This window comes from Extensimonas soli, from assembly GCF_029211265.1.
In the GTDB taxonomy this organism is placed as follows: domain Bacteria; phylum Pseudomonadota; class Gammaproteobacteria; order Burkholderiales; family Burkholderiaceae_C; genus Extensimonas; species Extensimonas soli.
On sequence record NZ_JARGEL010000008.1, the window covers coordinates 101,177 to 122,185 of the forward strand.

Genomic DNA, 21,009 nt, shown 5'->3' on the forward strand with positions numbered 1-21,009 from the left:
CTCAAAACAAAAAATACCGCTGCGCCAGCGGCAGGCTGTGCGCGGGCTCGCAGGTGAGTAGCTGGCCGTCGGCGCGCACGGCGTAGGTTTGGGCATCGACCTCCATGCGTGGGGTGCAGGCGTTGTGCACCATGTGCGCCTTGCGCAGCCCGCGGATGCCGCGCACGGCCACGAGCGGCTTGGCAAGGCCGTAGCGTGCGCCTATGCCGGCGGCGAGCGCGGCCTGCGAGACGAAGGTGAGCGAGCTGCGCGCGAGCGCGCCGCCCAAGGCGCCGAACATGGGGCGGTAGTGCACGGGCTGCGGCGTGGGGATGGAGGCGTTGGGGTCGCCCATGGCGGCCATGGCGATGCTGCCGCCCTTGAGCACGAGCGCGGGCTTGACGCCGAAGAAGATGGGCTTCCAGACCACCAGGTCGGCCCATTTGCCGGCTTCGACGGAGCCGACTTCGTGCGCCATGCCGTGCGCGAGCGCCGGGTTGATGGTGTATTTGGCGAGATAGCGCTTGACGCGGAAGTTGTCGTTGCGTGCATCGCGTTCGACGGGCTCGGCGCGCTCGGGCGGCGGCGCGAGCCAGCCGCGCTGCTGCTTCATCTTGTGCGCGGTCTGCCAGGTGCGCAGGATGACTTCGCCCACGCGGCCCATGGCCTGGCTGTCGCTGCTCATCATGCTGATGGCGCCCAGGTCGTGCAGGATGTCCTCGGCGGCGATGGTTTCCTTGCGAATGCGGCTCTCGGCAAAGGCCAGGTCTTCGGCGATGGCCGGGTCGAGGTGGTGGCAGACCATGAGCATGTCCACGTGCTCGTCGAGCGTGTTCACGGTGTAGGGGCGCGTGGGGTTGGTCGAGGAGGGCAGCACGTTGGCCTCGCCCACCACTTTCAGGATGTCGGGCGCGTGGCCGCCGCCCGCGCCTTCGGTGTGAAAGGTGTGGATGGTGCGGCCCTTGAACGCGGCCACGGTGTCTTCGACAAAGCCGCTTTCGTTGAGCGTGTCGGTGTGGATCGCGACTTGCGTGTCGGTTTCCTCGGCCACGCCCAGGCAGCAGTCTATGGCCGCGGGCGTGGTGCCCCAGTCTTCGTGCAGCTTCAAGCCGATCGCGCCTGCATCGATCTGCTCGCGCAGCGCGCCGGGCAGGCTCGCGTTGCCTTTGCCCAGAAAGCCCAGGTTCATCGGCAGGGCGTCGGCTGCCTGCAGCATGCGCTCGATGTGCCAGGGGCCGGGCGTGCAGGTGGTGGCAAAAGTGCCCGTGGCCGGGCCCGTGCCGCCGCCCACCATGGTGGTGATGCCGCTGGCGAGCGCCTCTTCGACCTGCTGCGGGCAGATGAAGTGGATGTGGCTGTCCATGCCGCCCGCGGTGACGATGCAGCCCTCGCAGGCGATGATTTCGGTGCCCGGGCCGATGACGATGTCCACGCCCGGCTGCACGTCGGGGTTGCCGGCCTTGCCTATGGCCGCGATGCGCCCGCCGCGCAGGCCGATGTCGGCCTTGACGATGCCCCAGTGGTCGAGGATGAGCGCGTTGGTCAGCACCGTGTCCACGGCGCCGCCGGCCTCGGGGCCGCGGCCCGCGCCGGCGCGTGTGCGCTGGCTTTGCGCCATGCCGTCGCGGATGGTCTTGCCGCCGCCGAACTTGACCTCTTCGCCGTAGCCGCCCGCGCGCAGCGTGTAGTCGGCCTCGACTTCGACGATCAGGTCGGTGTCGGCCAGGCGCAGGCGGTCGCCCACGGTGGGGCCGAACATCTCGGCATACGCGCGTCGCTCCAGGGTGGCCATGGGGTTTGCTCCGTAATGTGCTTATGTTTTGATAGCTGCTTGTGCTTGTCTATTCTTGGCAAAGTGCTGATTTGGCTTGAAATTGTGGGCGCTCACAGCGCCCCTTGCACCAGGCCGCGAAAGCCATACACCTGACGCGCGCCCGCGTATTCGACGAGCTCCACGGTGCGCTGCTGGCCCGGCTCGAAGCGCACCGCCGTGCCGCTCGCGATGTTCAGCCGCATGCCGCGCGCGGCGGCGCGGTCGAACTGCAGCGCGGCGTTGGTTTCGGCAAAGTGGTAGTGCGAGCCCACCTGGATGGGCCGGTCGCCCGCGTTGCGCACCACCACGGTGCATGTGCGCCGGCCGGGGTTGAGCACGTGTTCGCCAGGGGCGGGGAGGATTTCGCCGGGGATCATGTGCGCTCCTGCGTCCGGGTTCACTTGCGGGCTCACTTGCCCCCACGGTGCCACCACAGCGCCGCACCGACCACGAGTGCCAGCGCCACGAAGCCCCACACGTCGGTGGCGTGCCAATGGGGGCCGAACAGGCCGTGGCCTTCATGGGCAAAAGCGGCCCCAGCGCTTGCCAGAGCAGCGCAAGCAGCTATCGATTTGGGAGTTTTGTGCAAAGACATGGCGGTCTTTCGAGGTGGGCTGGCGAGGCTTCAGAGGATGGGCTGGTGCACCGTGACGAGCTTGGTGCCGTCAGGGAAGGTGGCTTCGACCTGGATGTCGGGGATCATCTCGGCGATGCCGTCCATGACGTCCGCGCGCGTCAGCAGGCCGCGGCCCTCGCTCATGAGCTGGGCCACGGTCTTGCCGTCGCGCGCACCTTCCATCACGGCGGCGCTGATGTAGGCCACGGCCTCGGGGTAGTTGAGTTTGAGGCCACGCGCCTTGCGCCGCTCGGCCAGCAAGGCGGCGGTGAAGAGCAGCAGCTTGTCTTTTTCGCGCGGGGTGAGTTCCATGGTCGAGGTTCGCGGCCTGCGAGGCCAATACCGGTGGGGCAGGTGTCGTTCTGTTGCAATTCCAGCAAGCGGCGTGCCCGGCACAGTTGCGAAGGGTCGCCGGAGTGTGGGGCGAGCATGGTTTTGATGCCGCGGCCTTTTGCGTTGCTCGGAGCCGCAGACGCGACGATGCGGTTGCGCTTCATGCCGATGCGGGATACGCAGGCATTGCCCGGTGGATGCACTGCGGCGGTGATTTTTGGTGGGCAAGTGCTTGGATATGCCCAAATTTGGTGCAGAGTCCAGGGTGTTTGCGGGATGGAGAAACACGATCAAGTGTGCGGCGTCGTTCATCCGCCGTCCCTTGAACGCACGGGGCCAGATAGCGGAGTGCTTTTCTGGCGGAAGCGGTGAGATTCGAACTCACGAACGGTTGCCCGTTGCCGGTTTTCAAGACCGGTGCAATCGACCACTCTGCCACGCTTCCTTGCTGTTCCATCGGCCACTCGCCCATGGAGTGAGTGAGGCGGCGATTCTACTGTGCCCGGGTGGGTGGGCAGGCCGCAGGGACAGCCGATCTGCCCGACAATCGGTGCCATGAACAACACTGCCGTTTTGCAATTGCCCGTCTCCCCGGATGTGAACGATCCGCGGCCCTTGATCATCTACCACGGGCGGCGCTGCCCCGATGGCTTTGCGGCGGCGCTTGCGGCCTGGCGGTTTTATGGCGCGCGGGCCGAGTTTCTGGGGCTCGATCATGGGGATGTGCGCTCGGTGCAGGACTTGCCGCCTCTCGAGGGGCGCGCCGTCTATGTGCTCGATTTTGCGTTTGCGCCTGAGCTGATCGCGGCGATCGAGGAGCGCGCGGCGCGGCTTGTCTTGCTCGACCACCACAAGAGCGCCGCCGAGCAGCTGCGCGGCTATGTGTGCCGCTGCGGCGTGCTGCATTTTGATCTGCACAAGTCCGGCGCACGCCTGGCGTGGGAGTTTTTCCAGCCACAGGTGCCCGTGCCGGCGCTGGTGCGCTACATCGAGGATCGCGACATCTGGAAGTGGGAGTTTCCCGAGAGCGCGGCCTTTCTTGCGGCGCTCGACCTCGAGCCGCAGGACTTTGCACGCTGGCAGGAGATTGCCGCGTTTACGCCCGAGCAGATCGCGGCCTTCACGGCGCGCGGTGCTGCCATGGACGAAAAATTCCGCAAGCTCGCAGCCGACCTGGCCGAGGGCGCGCAGCCGCTGGTGTTCAACGGCATCGCGGGGCTGATGGTGAACGCGCCCGGCATGTTCCACAGCCTCGTGGGCGACATGCTGTCGGCGCGCTCGCAGACTTTTGCGCTGCTGTGGAGCGCGGGCGACAAGGGCGTGAAGGTGGGCTTGCGTTCGCAGCGCAACTTCGACTGCATCCCGCTGGCCGAGAGCATGGGCGGCGGCGGCCACGCGCAGGCTTGCGGCTTTCGCATGGGCGTGGAGCGGCTGCCGGAGTTGCTCAGCGGGCGTTTCGAGGCCAAGTCCATTACGGGTTGAAATCAGCGCTGCGTCACCGAAATGGGTTGGCGCAGCGCTTGGTGGGTTGCCTCGTCACGCGCCAGGGCGGAACCTCTGCGCTGGATACCGCTCTCATTAGCCTCAATGGTTTTTCGTTCGTCCAATCGCCTACCGAGGACACAAGAAAGAAGGTTCACGATGTTCCCGACACTTTGGAAAAAGTTTTCCGCCCTGGCCCTGGTGGCCGTGTTCGCTGGCGCTGGCGCCGGTTTGTTCGTGCCGGTGAACGCGGCGCAGGCGCAGCCGGGGGCGGCAGTGCGCGCCTTGCCGGACTTCACCGATCTGGTCGAGCAGGTAGGCCCGTCGGTGGTCAACATCCGCACCTTGGAGCGGGTGTCGCCGGGGTCGAACGTGGCCATGGAGGGCATGGACGAGGACATGCTCGAATTTTTGCGCCGCTTCGGCTTTCCGGTCCCGAACGCGCCGCGCCAGCAAAAGCCGCAGCGCCCGCAGCCGCAGGAAGAACAGCCCGTGGGCCTGGGCTCGGGCTTCATCCTGACTTCGGACGGCTACGTGATGACGAACGCGCACGTGGTCGAGGGCGCGGACGAGGTCATCGTCACGCTGACCGACAAGCGCGAGTTCAAGGCCAGGATCATCGGCAGCGACAAGCGCACCGACGTCGCCCTGGTCAAGATCAACGCCACGGGCCTGCCGGCGGTGAAGATCGGTGACGTGGGCCGTATCAAGGTCGGCGAGTGGGTGATCGCGATCGGCTCGCCCTTCGGGCTCGAAAACTCGGTCACCGCCGGCATCGTGAGCGCCAAGCAGCGCGACACGGGCGACTATGTGCCCTTCATCCAGACCGACGTGGCCATCAATCCCGGCAATTCGGGCGGGCCGCTCATCAACATGCGCGGCGAGGTCGTGGGCATCAACAGCCAGATTTATTCGCGCTCGGGCGGCTACATGGGCATTTCGTTTGCCATCCCGATCGACGAGGCCATGCGCGTGAGCGAGCAGCTGCGCGCCACGGGGCGCGTGATCCGCGGACGCATTGGCGTGCAGATCGGGCCGGTGTCCAAGGACGTGGCCGAGTCGATAGGTTTGGGCAAGCCCATGGGTGCGCTGGTCACGGGTGTGGAAGCAGGCTCGCCCGCGGACAAGGCCGGTATGGAGCCGGGCGACATCATCACGCGCTTCGATGGCAAGGTGATCGATAAAGTCAGCGACCTGCCGCGCCTCGTGGGCAGCACCAAGCCGGGCACGCGCAGCACGATCACAGTGTTCCGCCGCGGCAAGACCAGGGACTTGTCCGTGCTCGTGGCCGAGGTCGAGCCCGACGAGCCCGTGGCCAAGGCGGGCGAGCGCGAAGACAAGCCTTCGTCCGCGGCGCAGCAACTGGGCCTTGCGGTACGACCGCTGACCGAGGCGCAGAAAAAGGAACTCAAGCTGCGTGGCGGCGTGCTCGTGACCCAGGCCGTGGGCCCGGCGGCGCGCGCGGGCTTGCGCGAGGGCGACATCATCCTGGCGCTCGCCAACGTCGAGATTGCGAGCGTGAAGGACTTCGAGGCTGCGCTCGCGCGTGCCGACAAAGGCAAGCCGCTGAACGTGCTGTTCCGCCGCGGCGAGTGGGTGCAATACACCTTGATCCGCCCGGCGAAGTGAGTCAGGAGCACCGGGCCGGCGCCTTTGGGCCGTAGATTGCCGGGCTGGGGTGTCGGGCTGGGGCGCTGCTGGCCTAAAATGCGGCGCCTCTCATAAAAAGGGGCAGTTCAGGGCGCGCCGCACCGGACGCGCCTTTTTTCTTGCATTTCTCGATGAACCACATTCGCAATTTTTCCATCATCGCGCACATAGACCACGGCAAATCGACGCTGGCCGACCGGCTGATTTCGCGCTGCGGCGGCCTGTCCGAGCGCGAGATGAGCGAGCAGGTGCTCGATTCGATGGACATCGAAAAAGAGCGCGGCATCACCATCAAGGCGCAGACCGCGGCGCTGCAATACCAGGCGCGCGACGGGCAGCTCTATCAGCTGAACCTGATCGACACGCCCGGCCATGTGGACTTTTCCTATGAGGTGAGCCGCTCGCTCTCGGCCTGCGAGGGCGCGCTGCTGGTCGTCGATGCCTCGCAGGGTGTGGAGGCGCAGACCGTGGCCAACTGCTACACCGCGCTCGACTTGGGCGTGGAAGTGCTGCCCGTGCTCAACAAGATGGACCTGCCGCAGGCCGACCCCGAGCGCGCCAAGGAAGAGATCGAGGATGTGATCGGCATAGACGCCTCCGAGGCCATTCCGTGCTCGGCCAAGACCGGCATGGGCATAGACGAGATTCTCGAAGCCATCATCGCCAAGGTGCCGCCGCCGCGCGGCAAACCCGATGGCCCGCTGCGCGCGATGATCATCGACAGCTGGTTCGACAGCTACGTGGGCGTGGTGATGCTCGTGCGCGTGGTCGATGGCGAGCTCAAAAAGGGCGAGCGCATCAAGCTCATGGCCACGGGCGCGGTGTACGAGGCGAACAGCCTGGGCGTGTTCACGCCCGCGAACCAGCCGCGCGAGGCGCTCAAGGCCGGTGAGGTGGGCTACGTGATCGCGGGCATCAAGGAGCTCAAGGCCGCGCGCGTGGGCGACACCATCACGCTCGAAAAAAAGCTGCCCAACAACGCCGGCCCGGCCGAGCAGCCGCTGCCGGGCTTCAAAGAGGTCAAGCCGCAGGTGTTCGCGGGCCTGTACCCGACCGAGGCGTCCGAATACGACGCGCTGCGCGATGCGCTCGAAAAGCTGCAGCTCAACGACGCCGCGCTGCAGTACGAGCCCGAGGTGTCGCAGGCGCTGGGTTTTGGCTTTCGCTGCGGTTTTCTGGGCCTGCTGCACATGGAGATCGTGCAGGAGCGCCTCGAGCGCGAGTTCGACCAGGACCTCATCACCACCGCGCCCAGCGTGGTCTATCAGGTGGTGCGGGGCGACGGTGAAGTCCTCATGGTCGAGAACCCCTCGAAAATGCCCGAGCAGGGCCAGATCCGCGAAATCCGCGAGCCCATCGTCACCGTGCACCTGTACATGCCGCAGGACTACGTGGGGCCCGTGATGACGCTCGCGAACCAAAAGCGCGGCGTGCAGATCAACATGGCTTACCACGGCCGCCAGGTGATGCTGACCTACGAGATGCCGCTGGGCGAGATCGTGCTCGACTTCTTCGACAAGCTCAAATCCGTGAGCCGCGGCTACGCGAGCATGGACTACGAGTTCAAGGAATACCGGCCCTCGGACGTGGTCAAGGTCGACATCCTGCTCAACGGCGAGCGCGTCGATGCGCTCTCCATCATCGTGCACCGCTCGCAGGCGCAGTTCCGCGGGCGCGCCGTGGTGGCGAAGATGCGCGAGATCATCAGCCGCCAGCAGTTCGACGTGGCCATCCAGGCGGCCATTGGCACGAACATCATCGCGCGCGAAACCGTCAAGGCGCTGCGCAAGAACGTGCTGGCAAAATGCTACGGCGGCGACATCACGCGCAAGCGCAAGCTTCTCGAGAAACAAAAAGCAGGCAAGAAACGCATGAAACAGATCGGATCGGTAGAAGTGCCCCAAGAGGCTTTCCTGGCCATTTTGCAGGTGGAAGACTGATGCCGTTCATGCAAACACTCACCGCCCTCGTGCTCGCGGCCTTTGCCGGCTACATCGGCGCCTGGTACTTCGGCGCCCTGGAGGGCGACTTCGAGCTGCTGCTCTTCCTGGCCACGGTGCTCACGGCGGCGTACTGGCTGGCCGAGCGCTTTTACTTTCTGCCGCGCCGCCGCCGCGCCGCGCAGGCCGTCGCCGCTGCTGCCGCGCAGCGCCGTGCCGAGCTCGACCGCCTGGGCATCGAAAAGGTGGATATCGAGGTCGAGGAAACCCAGCGCAAGCTGCTGCGCCAGCCTTGGTGGCTCGACTGGACGGCGGGGCTGTTTCCGGTCATCGCGGTGGTGTTTTTGCTGCGCTCGTTTTTGTTCGAGCCCTTCAAGATTCCCTCGGGCTCGATGATCCCGACGCTGCTCGTGGGCGATCTGATTCTGGTCAACAAATACACCTACGGCGTGCGCCTGCCCGTGGCGCACACGCGCCTCACGCGGGGCACGGCGCCGCAGCGCGGCGACGTGATGGTGTTCCGCTACCCGCCCAAGCCCAGCCTGGCGTACATCAAGCGCGTGGTCGGTGTGCCGGGTGACGAGGTGGCGTACCTGAACAAGCGCCTGACCATCAACGGTCAGCCCATCAAGACCGCGCCGCTGCCCGATTTTTTCGACGCGGATGCGATGCGCTACTTTCCGCAGTTCGAGGAACAGTTGGGCGCGCGCCCGCACCGCCTGCTCAACAACCCCGAGGTGCCGGCCTTCGTGCAGGGCGCGAGCCAGTTTGCCTACCGTGACAACTGCCGCTACAGCATCGAGGGCGTGGTCTGCAAGGTGCCCGCCGGGCATTACTTCATGATGGGTGACAACCGCGATAATTCGCTCGATTCGCGCTACTGGGGCTTCGTGCCCGAGGCGAACATCGTGGGCAAGGCCGTGCTCATCTGGATGAACTTCAGCAGCCCCAAGCGCATAGGCGCATTTGATTGACCGACTTGCACACATTGACATGAAGGGAAGGTGTATGAAATTGCATAGCGCCCAGCGCCCGTACCGCCAGCGTGGAATCACTTTTTTTGGTTTGATCGTGCTGGTGCTGTTCATCGTCGTGGCGTTTGCCATCGGCAGCCAGTCGGTGCCCATCTTCCTCGAATACGTGGCGGCCAAGAAGGCGATCGAAAAAGCCAGGAACGAAGGCACGGTGGCGGGCGTGCGCGCGGCCTTCGACCGGGCCGCTGCGATCGACGACATCAACGCCATCAAGGGCTCGGACCTCGAAATCACCAAGGTCGATGACAAGGTGAAGGTGTCGTTCAAGTATTCGCGTGAAATCCACATAGCTGGGCCGGCGTACCTGGTGTACCGCTTCGAAGCGCAAACCCGACCCTCGGCAGGGGAGTGACAGAGCGCAGTGCAAGCTTCTCTCGCCGAGTTGCAGCAGCGCCTGCAGCATGTGTTTGCCGACCCGCGCCTGCTGCAGCGCGCGGTCACGCACCGCAGTTTTTCGTCCGACCACAACGAGCGCCTCGAGTTCCTGGGCGATTCGGTGCTCAATCTGGCCGTCTCCAGCCTGCTGTACGAGCGCCTGGCGCGCCTGCCCGAGGGCGACCTCTCGCGCGTGCGCGCCAACCTCGTGCGCCAGGAGACGCTGCACCAGATCGCGCTGCGCCTGCGCCTGCCCGAGGTGCTGCGCCTGGGCGAGGGCGAGCTCAAGTCCGGCGGGCTGCGGCGCCCTTCGATCCTGGCCGATGCGCTCGAGGCGCTGATTGGCGCCGTGTACCTCGACGCCGGCTACGAGCGTGCGCAGGTGCTGGTGCGGCGCCTGTACGAGGGCGTGGAGATCACGCCGCAGATGCAGGCGGCCGCCAAGGACGCCAAGACTGCCTTGCAGGAGTGGCTGCAGGGCCGCAAAATGAACGTGCCGCTCTACGAAGTGGTGGGCACGGCGGGCGCCGCGCACCGCCAGAGTTTCGAGGTGGAATGCCGCATTGCGGCGCTGGACCTGCGCGCGCGCGGCAGCGGCGCTTCGCGCCGCGCCGCAGAGCAGGCCGCGGCGGCGGCCATGCTGCAGACGCTGAAAGCGAAAAAACCATGAAAGATGCTTCATCAAAGATAGCTGCTCACGCTGATGGTGCGGGCGCTAGAAGCCAAAAAGACCCTGAAAAACCGGCGCAAACGCAGGCTGAGCTCGACGCCATGCTCGCCGCTGCGCTGCACGGCAAGGCGCAGGATGCCGCCGAGCCCCCGCCCGCCACGCAGGAGCCGCCGGACGCAGCGCCGGGCGCGCCGTTGCATTTGGAAAGCGCCGCGGATGCCGCCCCAGGCCGCCAGCGCTGCGGCCTGATCGCCATCGTCGGCAAGCCCAACGTGGGTAAGTCCACGCTGCTCAACGCGCTCGTGGGCCAGAAGGTCAGCATCACCAGCCGCAAGGCGCAGACCACGCGCCACCGCATCACGGGCATACGCACGCTGGCCGACGGGCAGGGCGGCGGCACGCAGTTCGTGTTCGTGGATACGCCGGGCTTTCAGACGCGCCACGCCACGGCACTCAACAAGTCGCTCAACAAAACCGTGCTCGGCGCGATCGGCGACGTGGACCTGATTTTGTTCGTGGTCGAGGCGGGCAACTTCACGCTGGCCGACGCCAAGGTGTTGTCGCTGCTGCAGCCCGGCATTCCCGTGCTGCTCGTGGCCAACAAGCTCGATTTGGTGCAGCGCCGCGCCGAGATCGCGCCCTGGCTGCGCAGCATGCAGGAGCGCCACCCGTTCGCTGAATTCGTGCCCATGTCGGCCAAGAACAAGGGTGAAATCGAACGCCTGCTCGGCATCTGCGCGCGCTACCTGCCAGAGCAGTCCTGGTGGTACGCCGAAGACGAACTCACCGACCGCAGCGAAAAGTTCCTCGCGGGCGAGATCGTGCGCGAAAAGCTGTTTCGCTTCACGGGCGACGAGCTGCCCTACACCTCCACGGTGCTCATCGACAAGTTCGACGAGGAGCAAAGCCGCCAGCACGCGCGCATGCTGCGCATCGCCGCGACCATCGTCGTCGAGCGCGAGAGCCACAAGGCCATGGTCATTGGCGAAAAGGGCGAGCGCCTCAAGCGCATAGGCACCGAGGCGCGCCAGGAGCTCGAAAAGCTTCTCGGCGCCAAGGTGTTCCTCGAACTCTGGGTCAAGGTGCGTTCGGGCTGGGCCGACGACGAGGCGCGCGTGCGCTCGTTCGGCTACGAATGAATGCTCCCGGGCGCTTTGTTTTTTCACGGCCTTTTCGTCGTTTCCCTGCGCTGAAGTCGTTGTGGTCACGCGCATCAGCCATGAACCGGCCTTCGTGCTGCACAGCTACGCCTGGAGCGAATCGAGCCTGATCGTCGAAGCCTTTTGCCGCCACCAGGGCCGCGTGGCGCTGGTGGCCAAGGGCGCCAAAAAGCCCAGCTCCAACTTTCGCCCCGTGCTGCTGCCGCTGCAGCCGCTGCAGCTCAGCTACACCCCCGCGGCAAACGCCGACGCCGACTTGCACACGCTCAAGGGCGCCGAATGGCAGGGCGGGCACGTGATGCCCACGGGCGACGCGCTGCTCGCGGGCCTGTACCTCAACGAGCTGCTGCTGCGCCTGCTCGCGCGCGCCGACCCGCACCCGGTGCTGTTCGACGCCTACGCGGGCACCGTGGCCGTGCTTGCCACGGCGCAAGGCGAGGCGCTCGAACCGGTGCTGCGCAGCTTCGAGCTGCTGCTGCTGCGTGAAATCGGCCTGCTGCCCAGCCTGGACGTGCAGACACTCACGCTGCAGCCGCTGCAGCTGCAAGAGCGCTACGCTCTGGTGCCCGAAGGCGGCCTGCGTATGGCCGGCGCGCAGGAGCGCGCGAGCCTTGCGGGCGCGCAGTGGCTGGTGCTGCAGCGCGCGCTCGACGAACCTACGCCGCGCGCGCGCTTTGCCGCCACCTTGCGCGCCTGCGCCGACATGGCGGGCGAGCTCAAAGTCCAGCTGCGCACGCTGCTGCAATACCATTGCGGCCAGCCGCCCCTGCGCACGCGCCAGCTGCTGCGCGACTTGCAGGCGCTGTGAGCGCTTCGAGCGTAGTCACCCTTTCCGTCCTTCGCTGTTCCGTCCACCCGTTTTCGCTCCCTCGACTTGCCTTCCATGCCTTCTGCCGCCGCACTGCCGCACACCGCCTTGTCGGTCAACGTCAACAAAGTCGCCCTGCTGCGCAACACGCGCCATCTGGGCATCCCGAGCGTCACGCGCGCGGCCCAGCTGTGCCTGCAGGCCGGCGCGCACGGCATCACCGTGCACCCGCGCCCCGACGGGCGCCACATCCGCGCGCACGACGTGTACGAGCTTGCGGCGCTGCTGCGCGACTGGCCCGGGCGCGAGTTCAACATCGAGGGCAACCCCACGCAGAACCTGATGGACTTCATCCGCAGCGTGCGCCCCAGCCAGGCCACCTTCGTGCCCGACAGCGAAGACCAGTTCACGAGCGACCACGGCTGGAGCTTGCCGCAGGACGCCGCGCGGCTCGCGCCGCTCGTGGCCGAGTGCCGCGACCTGGGCGTGCGCGTGAGCCTGTTCATGGACCCGGTGCCGCAGGCCATGGCCGCGGCGCGTGCCGTGGGCGCCGACCGCGTCGAGCTCTACACCGAGCCCTACGCCGCCGCCTGGAACGACCCCGCCGCGCGCGCGCAGCAACTCGCGCGCTACCGCGCCGCCGCCGAGGCCGCGCACGCCGCCGGGCTGCAGGTGAACGCAGGCCACGACCTGAACCGCGACAACCTCGGCGACTTTCTGCGCGCAGTGCCCGGCGTGGCCGAAGTCTCCATAGGGCATGCGCTGATCGCCGACGCGCTCGAACTCGGCTACGGCGCCACGGTGCAGGCCTATCTGCGCTGCATGGACACGGCGCACGGCCGCAGCGCCTGATCCTGCGGCAGATTGCGTTGGGGCGTATTTTTTACGTAAATCTCGTGACGTTTTGCCGCTAAGATGCGCCGTGCTCTGCTCCTGTTCTGGCAGCGCCCTTCAGAAATGCCTTTTCCCACCTGGAAACTTCACTCCCAACATCGCAAGGGCTTGCACCGCGCGCTGGTGGTTCTGGCTGCGCTGGCGTTGGTGTGGTTGCTGGCACTGTGGTATTTGTCCGCGCCGACGCTGAGGCAGTTGCCGCAGCACCTGGTGCTGCACTCGCTGCTCGAAGGGCTGGCCATCGTGATCGCTGCGCTGGTGTTCGCGGTGGGCTGGAACGCCTGCCGCATGAACACCCAGCGCAATGTGCTGCTGCTCGCCAGTGGGTTCCTGGGTGTGGCGTTGCTGGACGCGGCGCACACGCTTTCGTACCAGGGCATGCCCGATTTCGTCTCGCCCAATTCGGTGGCCAAAGGGATCTTGTTCTGGCTGCCGGCGCGCTACCTGGCGGCGTTGGTGTTGCTGTTGGCCATACTCGTTCCCTGGCGCACGCTGCAGCCGGGGGCCATGCCAAAAAGGGAGCGCTGGGGTTTGCTGGCCCTGGTGCTCACAGGCGTGGCCCTGGTGCACGTGCTGGTGATTTTCTTCGCGGGCGCCTTACCACTGGTGTACGTGCCGCCGGCGGGGCTCACGGACTTCAAGATTGCGGCCGAGTATGGCGTCGTGGCGCTGCACCTGTTTACGCTGGGCATGTTGTTGTGGCGCATGCGCGGGCCCACGGCCTTCGATGCGCCCGCGCTCTTTACCGCCGTGGGCATCATGGCCCTGGGTGAGGTGTTTTTCACGCGCTACGTGCGCGCCACCGACCAGTTCAATCTGCTCGGGCATGTCTACAAGGTGCTGGGGTATTTGTATCTCTACCGCGCGATTTTCCAGGGCACCATAGAGGCGCCGTACCGGGCACTCGCGCAGTCGGAGAAAAGCCTTCAGGCCGTGCTCGATGCCGTGCCTGACATGCTGTTCGAGCTCACCCGCGATGGACGCTATTTGCGCGTCCCGCGGCAGCGTGAGGAATTACTGGCTGCGCCCGCCAGCAAAATACTGGAACGCAAGGTGGGTGAGGTGCTGCCGCCACCGGCTGCGGCGGCAGTGCATGCCGCCTTGGACGAGGCCTATGCCAGTGGACGCAGCCAGGGGCAGCAGTTCACGCTCGAGCTGGCCGACGGCGAGCACTGGTTCGAACTTTCGGCAGCGCGGGCGCAGACGGATGAATTGGGGGAGCCGCGCTTCGTGGTGCTTTCACGCGACATCACGGCGCGCGTGCAGGCGCTGGAAGAGCGCCGGCGCAATGAAGATCGCATCCGGCAGCTGGCGAATTTCGATGCGCTTACGGGCCTGCCCAATCGCAAGATGTTTTCGTCGCGCCTCATTCAGGCGTTGGCACTGTCGCAGCGCAGCCATGCACATCTGGCCCTGCTGCACGTGGACCTCGATCGGTTCAAGACCGTGAACGATTCGCTTGGCACTGAAGCGGGCGACGCCCTGCTGATAGACATCGCACGGCGCCTGCAGGCGCAGATGCGGCCCGAAGACACCGTGGCACGCTACGGCGGGGACGAATTTTTCGTGGCGCTGCCGCTGACGAATGCGCAGCAGGCCGCGCAACGGGCCGAAGCGCTGCTGGCCGAGCTGCGCAAACCCAGCCAGATTGCAGGGCAGGCGCTCGTGGTCACCTCGTCTATCGGCATTGCCGTGTATCCCGAAGATGGGCAGGACATGCAAGCCCTGATGCAGCATGCCGAGGCGGCCATGGACAAGGCCAAGGCGCTGGGGCGCGACCACTACTGTTTTTTCTCGCCCGAAATGCAGACCGCGTCGGCGCACGTGCTGCGCATCGAAAATGCCTTGCGCACGGCCATTGCGCAAGGGCAGCTGTCGCTGCACTTTCAGCCGCAGTGGCGCCTGCAGGACGGGCGCCTGGTGGGGGCCGAGGCGCTGCTGCGCTGGACGCACCCCGAACTGGGCCGGGTGAGCCCGGCCGAGTTCATCCCCGTGGCCGAGGCCAGCGGGCAGATCATCGCGATCGGGCAATGGGTGCTCGACACGGCGCTCGCGCAATTGCGCCGCTGGCGCGACGCGGGCCATGCGGAGCTGACGCTGGCGGTCAACCTCTCGCTCATGCAGTTCCGCCAGCCCGACCTGCTCGCCGTAGTGCAGCAGGCGCTCGCGCACGCCGGGGTGCCGGCACAGGCGCTGGAGCTCGAGCTCACCGAGAGCATCGCCATGCAGGAGCCCGAGAAAGCCATTGCCATCGTGCAGCAACTGGCGGCCGCGGGGGTGCAGCTGTCGCTGGACGACTTTGGCACCGGCTATTCCTCGTTCAGCTACCTGCAGCGTTTGCAGGTGCACCGTCTCAAGATCGATTATTCCTTCGTGAGCCACCTCGAAGCGCCGCGCGGTCTTTCCGTGGTGCGCGCCATCATCGACGTGGCTGCGGGCCTGGGATTGCAAACCATTGCCGAAGGCGTGGAGACGCCCGCGCAGCTCGCGGCCTTGCGCAGGCTGGGCTGCGACATGGCGCAAGGCTATCTGCTTGCCCGCCCGCTGCCGCAGGCCGAGTTCGAGGCCTTGCTGGCGCGCCAGGCGAGCGGCCAGGTGCTGATCGACTTGTAATATTGAAAAGATAGCTGCTTACGCACGTGGATACTGCGTAAAGTGGCAAAAACGTCTGATTTTTGTGCGCCCGCCGGCGCAGCTTTGCACGGGCCCTCTCGCATGTCTCCCCACAGCTTCCTCTGGCACGACTACGAAACCTTCGGCGCCGACCCGCGGCGCGACCGGCCCGCGCAGTTCGCGGCGCTGCGTACCGACGCCGAGCTCAACGAAATCGGCGCCCCGCTGATGTGGTATTGCCAGCCCACGAATGACTACCTGCCCGATCCGCAGGCCTGCCTGATCACCGGCATCACGCCGCAGCAGTGCCAGGAGCGCGGTCTGCGCGAGTACCAGTTTGCCGCGCGCATCGAGGGCGAGCTCGCGCAGCCCGGCACCATAGGCGTGGGCTACAACAGCATCCGCTTCGACGATGAGGTCACGCGCTTTTTGTTCTGGCGCAACCTCATCGACCCCTATGCGCGCGAGTGGCAGAACCAGTGCGGGCGCTGGGACTTGCTCGACGTGGTGCGCATGGCCTACGCGCTGCGGCCCGAGGGCATAGTGTGGCCGCGCAACGGCGAAGGGCAGGCGAGCTTTCGGCTCGAACACCTCACGCAGGCCAACGGCCTCGCGCACGAGGCCGCGCACGACGCGCTCTCGGACGTGCGCGCGACGATCGCGCTCGCGCGCCTCGTGCGTGCGCACCAGCCGCGCCTGTTCGACTTCTGCCTGGGTCTGCACAAAAAAGAGCGCGTGCTGGCCGAGTTGGGTCTGCCGCTGAGTCCGGCCACGGCGCGGCCCTTTTTGCATGTCTCGGGCATGTTTCCGGCCGAGCGCGGCTGCCTGGCCGTCATGTGGCCGCTCGCGAGCCACCCCGTGAACAAAAACGAGCTCATCGCCTGGGACCTGGCGCACGATCCGCGCGAGCTGGCCGAACTGAACGCAGAGGCGATCCGCACGCGCCTTTTTACCCGCGCCGACGCGTTGCCTGAAGGCGTCGCGCGCCTGCCGATCAAGACCGTGCACCTGAACAAGTCGCCCATGGTGGTCGGCAACCTCAAAACGCTGCGGCCCGAACTCGCCGAGCGCTGGGGCATGGACCTGGCGCAGGCGCTGGCCCATGCGCAGCACGCACGCGCGCTGCCCGACATGAGCGCGATCTGGCCCGAAGTGTTCGCGCGCCCCGCCGAGCCCGCGCCCGATGTGGAGCAGGACTTGTACGGCGGTTTCGTCGGCACGGCCGACCGGCGCCGCCTGGAACAGCTGCGCCACATGGACGGCGCGCAACTGGCTGCGGCGCACCCGCGCTTCGACGATCCGCGCCTGCCCGAGCTCGTGTGGCGCTACCGTGCGCGCAACTTCCCCGAAACGCTCACGCCCGCCGAGCTGCAGCGCTGGGATGCGCACCGCGCTGCGCGCCTGTTGGGAGGAATAGGCGGCGCCGGTGGTGCGCGCACCGTGGAGCAATTCTTCAGCGCGATCGACACTTTGTCGGAAACCGCCGACGCGCGCGGCGAGGAGATCCTTGGGGCTTTGTACGACTGGGCTGAGCAGATCGTGCCCGAGCAGTGACTTTGTGTCGTCAACCCCCCATCGATAAATTAACCAAAAAGGTTAAAATCCGAACGTGGAAAAACGTATTCCGCACTGCAAATTGTCCGTCGTCAAGGCCTTGATAGAGGCTGGCAAGGTCAAGGCCACGGCCAGCGCCTACCAGGGAGCACGTGAGCTGGGTATCAATGATTTGACTGGGATGTGCGCCGTTGTCTTGGCACTCACGCCCGCAGATTTCTACAAGAGCATGACGACCCATGCCGATCACACGGTGTGGCAGGACGTGTACCACGCCACGACGGCAAACAGCGATGAGGTGTACCTGAAGCTGACGGTCATCGACGATGTGTTGATCGTTTCTTTCAAGGAGCTATGACCATGAAATGTCCATGCTGCGGCGCGGCGGAACTGATTCACGACACGCGCGACATGCCCTACACCTACAAGGGCGAAACCACCGCGATTCCTGCGGTGACGGGCGATTTCTGCCCCGCTTGCGGTGAAGTTGTCTTGAGCCGTGAGCACGGTGATCGCTACAGCGAATTGCTGGGGCTGTTCCAACGGCAGGTGAATGCCGCTTACGTCGATCCAGACTACATCGCCAAGGTACGCCGCAAGCTCGATCTCGATCAGCGGCAGGCTGCCGAACTGTTCGGTGGTGGCGTGAATGCGTTTTCGCGCTACGAAAATGGGAGGACAAAGCCGCCTTTGGCCTTGGTTAAACTGCTCAAATTGCTCGATCTCCATCCCGAACTGCTCGATGAAGTCAGAGCCACCTGAAAAACCTTTCATGAATCATCCCATCCCAGACCCCACCCCAGCCCCCACACCCCATTTCACCACCCGCATCGTGCACGCCGACCGCTGGGGCGGTGCCGAGCATGGGGCGATCCACCAGCCGCTGCACACCTCGGTGCAGTACGGTTTCGAGCGTGTGGAAGACCTGATCGCCGTGTTCCAGGGCACGGCGAAGGGTGGCTTCAACTACGCGCGCCAGGGCACGCCGACCACGGCGGCGCTTGAATCCATGCTCACGCAAATGGAGCAAGGGCAGGGCTGTGTGAGTTTTGCCACGGGCATGGCGGCGATTTGCGCGGTGTTTCTCACGCTGCTCAAGGCGGGCGACCACCTCGTGGCGAGCCAGTTCGTGTTCGGCAACACCAACAGTGTGCTCGGCACGCTCGCCGATCTGGGCGTGGAAGTCAGCGTGGTCGATGTGCGCGACGTGGCCCAGGTGGCCGCCGCGCTGCGCCCGAACACGCGCATGGTGTTCGTCGAAACCATCGCCAATCCCGGCACGCAAATCCCCGACCTCGAAGGCATAGGCGCGTTGTGCGCCGAACGCGGGCTGCTCTACGTGGTGGACAACACCGTGGCCTCGCCCTACCTGTTTCGGCCCGCCACGGTGGGCGCCGGGCTGGTCGTCCATTCGTTATCGAAAAGCATAGCGGGGCAGGGCGATGCGCTGGGCGGTGCGGTCATAGACACGGGGCTGTTCGACTGGAGCCGCTACCCCAACATCTTTGCCGCGTACCGCAAGGGCAACCCCAAGGGCTGGGGCCTGCAGCAGGTGCGCAAAAAGGGCTTGCGCGACATGGGCGCGGCGCTGTCGGCCTACGCCGCGCACCAGATCGCGCTCGGCGCCGAGACGCTCGCGCTGCGCATGGAGCGCAGCAGCGCGACGGCGCTCGCGCTCGCGCAGTGGCTGCAGCAGCACCCAGCCATCGCGCGCGTGCACTACCCGGGCCTGCCATCGCACCCGCAGCATGCGCGCGCGCAGCGGCATTTCAAGGCCGGCGCGTGGCTGCTTTCGTTCGAGCTGCGCGACGCTGCGCAGTGCCTGCCGCTGTGCAACCGCCTGCGCCTGCCCATCAAGGCCACGGGCCTGGGCGACACGCGCACGCTCATCATCCCCGTGGCGCACACCATTTTCTGGGAGGCTGGCACCGCAGTGCGCGCGGCCATGGGCATTGCGGACGGCATGATCCGCCTGTCGGTCGGGCTCGAAGAACTCGAAGACCTGCGCGCCGACTTCGAGCAGGCTCTGGCGCAGTGAAAAGTTGAGCGAATACGGCGGGGAACGGACTCAGTGCTGGTGTTTTATGGCCGAGCCTGAACCCTTCGCATTGCGTGCGCTTTCGTCCATTTTGCCGAGGAACAAGCGCACGAAGAAAACGCCCATGCCAATCATGAACAGGATGCCGATGATGCTCATCAGGCCATAGTCGGTGGAAAAAAGGTCGTTCAGCAGTTTCATGAAGCCCTCCTTGGAACACGGAAGTTTCACTATCGCGCGGCAGACCTTGGGGTGGGTTGACCTGCGTCAGAAACGAGCATGATTGGAGTGCGCTTCAGCGCGGTGGCGGATGCAGGTACAGCTTGTCTGACCAGGTGGCGAGCCATTCGGGCTTGAAGGCAACGAAAATCGCCGCGAACATGCCGGTGATGAAGCCGTCGCCCCAGGCCATGAGCCAGTGCCCGACGAGCGACAGGCCCTCATCGACACCGGGCAGCGTGTGGCCGCTCCATTGGGCGAGCATGGCCGAGACGAACACGCACAGCACCGTGCCGAGGAACGCGCGGCCGAGCACATAGACGAAGATCCATGCGCCCAGGAGCCTGTCGGACTTTGGAATCGTCGGCTGTGAATGCGCCGCAGCGACCCATTTTTTACCGTCTTCTTGCCCCATAGCACCACTATGGGGCGGCGAATCCGGCAAAAACTGGTCACGCTGGGGCGCATTCTCGCTTTCGACGCCCAAAGTCCGACAGGCTCCTAGGTAGCGCCGTATCAGCGCACCGAGCAGCAGCGCAAAGGTGGCCGGCACCACGCCGAGCCAGGCGATGGTGCCCAGCGCCTGCGCCCAGCCCATGGCGGGCGAAAACCAGCACGCGAGCACGCCCACCGCCACGAGCGTCAGCACGGCGAGCGGCCAGCCCAGCATCAGCACCACCAGGCAGGCGCCCGACCACTGCAGTTGCAGCGGCATGGCGTGCAAGGTGGGCAGCGCCCAGACCCAGGGCAGCAGCACGAGCGTCGCGAGCAGCGGCGAGATGAGCGGCGAGAGCGTGCGCTCACGCCCGGCGCCAGCGGGCCACACGAGCATGCGCCACGGCGCGAGCCACAGCGCTACGAGCACGGCAAGGGTCACGAGGGTGGCTTCGAGCAGCATGGAGTCGGAAAACAAACGCGGTGAGGTCAATGCCAAGAAAGCCGCGTCAAGCCAGCCAGTTGCTCACCTGCAAGCCCGGTACGCGCGCAAAAGCGGCGTCGGCGCTGACCACGGTGGCGCCGATGGCGAGCGCCTGCGCGGCGATCAGCAGGTCGTTCGCGCCCATGGGGGTGCCTTGGCCGTCGAGCGCGGTGCGCAGTTGCGCATAGACCGGGCTGATGCGGGCTTCTATGGGCAGCACCGTCAGTGTTTCCAGAATGTTTTCATAGGCGGCCTGCAGACGACGATTCGGTTTGCGCCGCAGGCCGTATTCCAGTTCGCATTGCACGATAACACTGATGCACAACGCCTCGGCACCATGGGCGTGGCTGTAGGCCATGGCGCGCATGGCCGCAGGGCCCTGCAGGTTGCGCATCATGTCGGAGAGGATGTTCGTATCGAGCAGCAGGGTACTCATAGCTGGATGTCGTCTAGCGGCAGCAATCCCTCGTCCACATCGGGAAAGGGCTCTGCTACGGGCTCCCAGTCTTTCATGGCGGCCAGCGCCGCGGCCAGCGCTGCTACGGTGCCTTTTTGCGGCTGCTCGGGCGCAGCCTCGATGATGAGGCGGTTGCCCTCTCGGCGCATCAGCGCCGCTTTGCCGGGCAGCTCGAACTCCTTGGGAATGCGCACGGCCTGGTTCGCGCCGTTGCGAAACAGGCGCACACGGCGGACTTTTGCGGTGTCGGTATCGGCGCTGGCATCGGCAGCAGCGGCCGGCGCGGCAGGGGCCGCGGTGGGCGCAGCAGAGGGGGCTTGGGCCGCCTCGGGCTGCAGGCGGTAAACCGCGGTGGATTCGGCGACGTGGTGCATGGGCGCCTCCTTTGGGTGAGGGGTCAGTGTAGCCTATGCCGCGGCATATGTCTTGGCCCATGGGCACGCCCTCGCGCCCCT

22 protein-coding genes and 1 tRNA gene are annotated in these 21,009 nt (G+C 66.0%); 14 read left to right on the forward strand and 9 right to left on the reverse strand.

Annotated elements, in window-relative coordinates; translation table 11 throughout:
- Position 1 precedes the first annotated feature (1 nt).
- From ureC to PYV55_RS02060, 5 genes are all read right to left on the reverse strand, one after another.
- Positions 2-1,771: an urease subunit alpha gene (gene ureC, locus PYV55_RS02040; RefSeq protein ID WP_275848802.1), complete on the reverse strand. Its 1,770-nt coding sequence runs from the start codon at positions 1,769-1,771 to the stop codon at positions 2-4.
- Positions 1,772-1,863: 92 nt separating this feature from the next.
- The gene (locus PYV55_RS02045) at positions 1,864-2,169 is read right to left on the reverse strand and encodes an urease subunit beta (protein WP_114482710.1); all 306 of its coding nucleotides are present in this window, start codon (positions 2,167-2,169) and stop codon (positions 1,864-1,866) included.
- A gap of 32 nt (positions 2,170-2,201) precedes the next feature.
- Positions 2,202-2,387, reverse strand: a complete 186-nt coding sequence (locus tag PYV55_RS02050) for a hypothetical protein (protein WP_275848807.1) — start codon at positions 2,385-2,387, stop codon at positions 2,202-2,204.
- A gap of 30 nt (positions 2,388-2,417) precedes the next feature.
- The gene (gene ureA / locus PYV55_RS02055) at positions 2,418-2,720 is read right to left on the reverse strand and encodes an urease subunit gamma (protein ID WP_275848809.1); all 303 of its coding nucleotides are present in this window, start codon (positions 2,718-2,720) and stop codon (positions 2,418-2,420) included.
- Positions 2,721-3,098: 378 nt separating this feature from the next.
- Positions 3,099-3,186 (reverse strand) — tRNA-Ser (locus PYV55_RS02060).
- Positions 3,187-3,296: 110 nt separating this feature from the next.
- On the opposite strand from PYV55_RS02060, the gene PYV55_RS02065 reads away from it, so the two are divergent.
- The 14 genes from PYV55_RS02065 (at position 3,297) to PYV55_RS02130 (ending at position 18,959) form a co-directional block, all read left to right on the forward strand.
- Positions 3,297-4,223, forward strand: coding sequence for a DHH family phosphoesterase (locus PYV55_RS02065; protein ID WP_275848811.1), 927 nt, complete (start codon positions 3,297-3,299; stop codon positions 4,221-4,223).
- Positions 4,224-4,382: 159 nt separating this feature from the next.
- Positions 4,383-5,852 carry a DegQ family serine endoprotease gene (locus PYV55_RS02070; RefSeq protein ID WP_275848813.1) on the forward strand — a complete coding sequence of 490 codons (1,470 nt, stop codon included), beginning with the start codon at positions 4,383-4,385 and terminating at the stop codon, positions 5,850-5,852.
- Between the two features lie 152 nt (positions 5,853-6,004).
- Positions 6,005-7,813, forward strand: coding sequence for a translation elongation factor 4 (gene lepA, locus PYV55_RS02075; RefSeq protein ID WP_275848815.1), 1,809 nt, complete (start codon positions 6,005-6,007; stop codon positions 7,811-7,813).
- A complete protein-coding gene (gene lepB, locus PYV55_RS02080; protein ID WP_275848817.1) occupies positions 7,813-8,787 on the forward strand; it encodes a signal peptidase I in 975 nt (324 codons plus the stop codon). Before lepA ends, lepB begins: the two co-directional genes overlap by 1 nt.
- Before the next feature lie 34 nt (positions 8,788-8,821).
- The gene (locus tag PYV55_RS02085; RefSeq protein WP_275848819.1) at positions 8,822-9,199 is read left to right on the forward strand and encodes a DUF4845 domain-containing protein; all 378 of its coding nucleotides are present in this window, start codon (positions 8,822-8,824) and stop codon (positions 9,197-9,199) included.
- A gap of 9 nt (positions 9,200-9,208) precedes the next feature.
- On the forward strand, positions 9,209-9,892 hold the full coding sequence (gene rnc, locus PYV55_RS02090; protein ID WP_275848822.1) for a ribonuclease III: 684 nt from the start codon (positions 9,209-9,211) through the stop codon (positions 9,890-9,892).
- Positions 9,889-11,031, forward strand: a complete 1,143-nt coding sequence (gene era / locus PYV55_RS02095; RefSeq protein WP_407066750.1) for a GTPase Era — start codon at positions 9,889-9,891, stop codon at positions 11,029-11,031. The genes rnc and era overlap by 4 nt, the downstream gene beginning before the upstream one ends.
- A gap of 61 nt (positions 11,032-11,092) precedes the next feature.
- A complete protein-coding gene (gene recO / locus PYV55_RS02100; RefSeq protein ID WP_275848824.1) occupies positions 11,093-11,860 on the forward strand; it encodes a DNA repair protein RecO in 768 nt (255 codons plus the stop codon).
- A 75-nt stretch (positions 11,861-11,935) separates the two neighbouring features.
- Positions 11,936-12,712: a pyridoxine 5'-phosphate synthase gene (locus PYV55_RS02105; RefSeq protein ID WP_275848826.1), complete on the forward strand. Its 777-nt coding sequence runs from the start codon at positions 11,936-11,938 to the stop codon at positions 12,710-12,712.
- 105 nt (positions 12,713-12,817) lie between these two features.
- Positions 12,818-15,367, forward strand: a complete 2,550-nt coding sequence (locus PYV55_RS02110; RefSeq protein ID WP_275848828.1) for a bifunctional diguanylate cyclase/phosphodiesterase — start codon at positions 12,818-12,820, stop codon at positions 15,365-15,367.
- Between the two features lie 102 nt (positions 15,368-15,469).
- Positions 15,470-16,921, forward strand: a complete 1,452-nt coding sequence (gene sbcB / locus PYV55_RS02115) for an exodeoxyribonuclease I (RefSeq protein ID WP_275848830.1) — start codon at positions 15,470-15,472, stop codon at positions 16,919-16,921.
- A 55-nt stretch (positions 16,922-16,976) separates the two neighbouring features.
- Positions 16,977-17,279, forward strand: a complete 303-nt coding sequence (locus PYV55_RS02120; protein WP_275848832.1) for a type II toxin-antitoxin system MqsR family toxin — start codon at positions 16,977-16,979, stop codon at positions 17,277-17,279.
- A 2-nt stretch (positions 17,280-17,281) separates the two neighbouring features.
- The gene (locus tag PYV55_RS02125; RefSeq protein ID WP_275848834.1) at positions 17,282-17,683 is read left to right on the forward strand and encodes a type II toxin-antitoxin system MqsA family antitoxin; all 402 of its coding nucleotides are present in this window, start codon (positions 17,282-17,284) and stop codon (positions 17,681-17,683) included.
- Positions 17,684-17,693: 10 nt separating this feature from the next.
- Positions 17,694-18,959 (forward strand): cystathionine gamma-synthase family protein, encoded by a 1,266-nt coding sequence (locus PYV55_RS02130; protein WP_275848836.1) that lies wholly within the window; start codon positions 17,694-17,696, stop codon positions 18,957-18,959.
- Between the two features lie 30 nt (positions 18,960-18,989).
- Here PYV55_RS02130 and PYV55_RS02135 read toward each other — a convergent pair whose 3' ends face one another.
- From PYV55_RS02135 to PYV55_RS16285, 4 genes are all read right to left on the reverse strand, one after another.
- Complete coding sequence (locus tag PYV55_RS02135) at positions 18,990-19,160, reverse strand: DUF3149 domain-containing protein (RefSeq protein WP_275848837.1); 171 nt, start codon at positions 19,158-19,160, stop codon at positions 18,990-18,992.
- Between the two features lie 94 nt (positions 19,161-19,254).
- A complete protein-coding gene (locus PYV55_RS02140; protein WP_275848908.1) occupies positions 19,255-20,076 on the reverse strand; it encodes a hypothetical protein in 822 nt (273 codons plus the stop codon).
- A 46-nt stretch (positions 20,077-20,122) separates the two neighbouring features.
- A complete protein-coding gene (locus PYV55_RS02145) occupies positions 20,123-20,533 on the reverse strand; it encodes a type II toxin-antitoxin system VapC family toxin (protein WP_275848839.1) in 411 nt (136 codons plus the stop codon).
- Positions 20,530-20,928, reverse strand: a complete 399-nt coding sequence (locus tag PYV55_RS16285; protein WP_345803583.1) for an antitoxin — start codon at positions 20,926-20,928, stop codon at positions 20,530-20,532. Before PYV55_RS16285 ends, PYV55_RS02145 begins: the two co-directional genes overlap by 4 nt.
- Between the last annotated feature and the right edge of the window lie 81 nt (positions 20,929-21,009).